This is a genomic window from Streptomyces sp. NPDC058964, assembly GCF_042741275.1.
In the GTDB taxonomy this organism is placed as follows: Bacteria; Actinomycetota; Actinomycetes; order Streptomycetales; family Streptomycetaceae; genus Streptomyces.
Genome location: NZ_JBHYKH010000737.1, coordinates 1 through 3,355, shown reverse-complemented (window position 1 = coordinate 3,355; position 3,355 = coordinate 1). Strand labels below are relative to the sequence as shown.

Genomic DNA, 3,355 nt, shown 5'->3' with positions numbered 1-3,355 from the left:
GCCTCGGCGCGCGCTACGCGGGCATCGACGGCCCGGACCCGGGTCCGTACATGAACGTCGAGAAGCCGCCCCAGGTCAAGGTCCTGGCCGCCGGGCGGCCCACGCCGCTGTGGCATGTCACCGGCTCCCCAACCGACCGCGCCGTCTTCGCGGGCGAGGCGCTCGGGCTGTGGCTGTGGGCGGTGGTGTGGCCGGAGCAGACCGGGCTGATCATGTACGACGAACTGGTGCTGACGGATCTGCGGGAGGCCGGGGCCGAGGCGGAGCTCGTGCCCTGCGGGGCGCTGTCGCCCAGACTGCTGGGACCCTGAGCATCACATGTAGGGGGCGCAACCCGGATACGGGTGTGACAGGGCACCCCTGGACGCCCGCTATCCTTAGGTGTCCCCTTCCGTCCCGTCACCGCCTGGAGTCCGCGTCGTGCGCATCGACATGCACTGCCACTCCACGGCCTCCGACGGCACGGACACCCCGGCCGAGCTGGTGCGCAACGCCGCCGCGGCCGGTCTGGACGTCGTCGCGCTGACCGACCACGACACCACCCGCGGGTACGCGGAGGCCGTCGCCGCGCTGCCCCGGGGGCTGACCCTGGTCACCGGCGCCGAGCTGTCCTGCCGTATCGACGGTGTCTCCATGCACATGCTGGCCTACCTCTTCGACCCCGAGGAGCCCGCCCTGCTCGCCGAGCGCGAGCTGGTCCGGGACGACCGGGTGCCGCGGGCCAAGGCCATGGTCGTCAAGCTGAACGAGCTGGGTGTGCCGGTCACCTGGGAGCAGGTCTCGCGCATCGCCGGCAACGGCTCCGTCGGACGTCCGCACGTCGCCTCCGCGCTCGTCGAGCTCGGTGTCGTGCCCACGGTGAGCGACGCGTTCACCGAGCAGTGGCTGGCCGACGGCGGCCGGGCCTTCGTGGAGAAGCACGAGACCGACCCCTTCGAGGCGATCCGGCTGGTCAAGGGTGCGGGTGGCGTCACCGTCTTCGCGCACCCGGCGGCCGCCAAGCGGGGACGCACGGTCCCCGAGGCCGCCATCGCCGAGATGGCCGCCGCCGGACTGGACGGCATCGAGGTCGACCACATGGACCACGACGCCGAAGCCCGGACGCGCCTGCGCGGGCTCGCCGCCGACCTGGGACTCCTCGTCACGGGGGCCTCGGACTACCACGGCAGCCGCAAGAACGTGGCGCTGGGCCAGTACACGACGGACCCCGAGGTGTACGGGGAGATCACGCGGCGGGCCACGGGGGCGTTCCCGGTGCCGGGGACCGGCGGAGCCTGAGGCCCGCCCTCGCACGCCCACCTTCACCTTCTTTCCCGCAAGGCCTCCTCACGCATGTTCGACGTCGCCGTCTTCGGCTCCCTCTTCCTGACGCTTTTCGTCATCATGGATCCCCCCGGGATCACTCCGATCTTCCTCGCCCTGACCGCCGGCCGCCCCGCCAAGGTGCAGAAGCGGATGGCGTTGCAGGCCGTCTGCGTGGCCGGCGGCGTGATCGCCGTCTTCGGGCTGCTCGGCCACCAGATCCTGGACTATCTGCACGTCTCCGTCCCCGCGCTGATGATCGCGGGCGGACTGCTGCTCCTGCTCATCGCGCTCGACCTGCTCACCGGCAAGACGGACGAGCCCCAGCAGACCAAGGACGTCAACGTCGCGCTCGTCCCGCTGGGCATGCCGCTGCTGGCCGGGCCGGGCGCGATCGTGTCCGTCATCCTGGCCGTCCAGAAGGCCGACAGCGTGGCCACGCAGGTGTCGGTGTGGTCGGCGATCCTCGCCATCCATGTCGTCCTGTGGCTGGTGATGCGCTACTCGCTGCTGATCATCCGGGTGATCAAGGACGGCGGCGTGGTCCTGGTGACGCGGCTCGCGGGCATGATGCTCTCCGCGATCGCGGTGCAGCAGATCATCAACGGCATCACTCAGGTGATCAAGGGCACCTGAGCCGCCGGATGCGCGAAACCCCCGTACGGCATCCGTGCCGTACGGGGGTTTCGAAGCTTCTGCGGTGATCCGCGTCTGTTACGAGGCCGTGGTCTCGGCCGGTCGGATCCACAGCCGCTGCCCGATGGCGGCGGCCTGCTGAACGATCCGGTTGACGGAGGCGGCGTCCACGACGGTGCTGTCCACGGTGGTGCCGTCGACCTCGTCGAGTCGCATGATTTCGAAGCGCATGGCCTCTCCCTTCGTCTGGTCATCCTCCTGAGGAGAACTACTGGCTACGTGAGTAGTCAACGGGCTGCGTGTTACAAACATTCCCTACGCTAAAGAAATTTTTCGAACGACTAATTACCTACTGGTAACTGGTCGTCGCGAGACTGACCGGGACCGGTTGTGTTCGCAGCGTGACCGCCGGGACAATGGAGGCGATGAACGACGACCTCGCGGCCCTCCGGGCCCGCATCGACCGCACGAACGAGCTGCTGCAGCGCATGCTCGCCGAAGTGGCGAAGACGCCCTCGACCCATGCGATCTTCGTCGACGCGGGGTACCTGTACGCGGCCGCGGGCCGGCTGGTGGCCGGGACCGAGGACCGCCGCGCCTTCGACCTCGATGCCGAGGGCCTGATCGAGGCGCTCATCGACCGCGCCCGCACGATCTTCGCGGACAGCAGGCTGCTACGGGTCTACTGGTACGACGGCGCCCGGCGCCGCATCCACACCGCCGAGCAGCAGTCCATCGCGGAACTCCCCGACGTGAAGGTCCGCCTCGGCAACCTCAACGCCAACAACCAGCAGAAGGGCGTCGATTCACTCATCCGCTCCGACCTGGAGTCGCTCGCCCGTCACCGCGCCATCAGCGACGCGGCTCTCATCGGCGGCGACGAGGACCTGGTGTCCGCGGTGGAGGCGGCGCAGGGGTACGGCGCCCGCGTCCACCTCTGGGGCATCGAGGCCCCCGAGGGACGCAACCAGGCGGAGCCGCTGCTCTGGGAGGTCGACAGCCAGCGCACCTTCGACCTCGACTTCTTCAAGCCGTACGTCTCCCGGCGCACCGCGCCCGCTTACGAGAGCACCGCCAACCGGCCGAGCCGCGAGGACGTCCGCTTCGTCGGCGCGCAGATCGCCGCGAAGTGGCTGTCCGCGCGCGGCCGGGACGCCCTGGTGGAGCTGCTGCCCGGACATCCCTATCTGCCCGGCTCCGTCGATCAGGATCTGCTCGTCGAGGCCGAGGGCCTGCTCCAGTACTCCCTGCGCGGCCAGGCGGACCTGCGTCGCGCACTGCGGGACGGCTTCTGGGAGCACCTGCAGAAGCAGTACTAGCCCCAACGCCGTTCAGTTAAGGCCTGGGGCCGCTTGTCAAAGCCGTAGGCAAAGCAGCGGAGCTGCCGTAGAAGAGGTCTGTCACTCCAAGACATCCT

At 69.4% G+C, this 3,355-nt stretch carries 5 protein-coding genes; 4 read left to right on the top strand and 1 reads right to left on the bottom strand.

Annotated elements, in window-relative coordinates:
* From ACFW2E_RS43945 to ACFW2E_RS43935, 3 genes are all read left to right on the top strand, one after another.
* On the top strand, positions 1 to 311 hold a 311-nt coding region (locus tag ACFW2E_RS43945; protein WP_384476914.1), incomplete at its 5' end, for a DUF6758 family protein.
* Positions 312 to 420: 109 nt separating this feature from the next.
* Positions 421 to 1,278, top strand: coding sequence for a PHP domain-containing protein (locus tag ACFW2E_RS43940; RefSeq protein ID WP_384476911.1), 858 nt, complete (start codon positions 421 to 423; stop codon positions 1,276 to 1,278).
* A gap of 54 nt (positions 1,279 to 1,332) precedes the next feature.
* Positions 1,333 to 1,938, top strand: coding sequence for a MarC family protein (locus tag ACFW2E_RS43935; RefSeq protein WP_384476908.1), 606 nt, complete (start codon positions 1,333 to 1,335; stop codon positions 1,936 to 1,938).
* A 78-nt stretch (positions 1,939 to 2,016) separates the two neighbouring features.
* Here ACFW2E_RS43935 and ACFW2E_RS43930 read toward each other — a convergent pair whose 3' ends face one another.
* Positions 2,017 to 2,169, bottom strand: coding sequence for a hypothetical protein (locus tag ACFW2E_RS43930; RefSeq protein ID WP_184968404.1), 153 nt, complete (start codon positions 2,167 to 2,169; stop codon positions 2,017 to 2,019).
* 194 nt (positions 2,170 to 2,363) lie between these two features.
* Between ACFW2E_RS43930 and ACFW2E_RS43925 the strand changes: the two genes are divergently transcribed.
* Positions 2,364 to 3,257 (top strand): NYN domain-containing protein, encoded by an 894-nt coding sequence (locus tag ACFW2E_RS43925; RefSeq protein ID WP_384476904.1) that lies wholly within the window; start codon positions 2,364 to 2,366, stop codon positions 3,255 to 3,257.
* Positions 3,258 to 3,355 lie beyond the last annotated feature (98 nt).

What these genes read in the sequence shown, in the direction of transcription:
- ACFW2E_RS43935 (WP_384476908.1), top strand. Translation starts at nt 1,333, where the DNA reads ATGTTCGACGTCGCCGTCTTCGGCTCCCTCTTCCTGACGCTTTTCGTC.
- ACFW2E_RS43930 (WP_184968404.1), bottom strand. Translation starts at nt 2,169, where the DNA reads ATGCGCTTCGAAATCATGCGACTCGACGAGGTCGACGGCACCACCGTG.
- ACFW2E_RS43925 (WP_384476904.1), top strand. Translation starts at nt 2,364, where the DNA reads ATGAACGACGACCTCGCGGCCCTCCGGGCCCGCATCGACCGCACGAAC.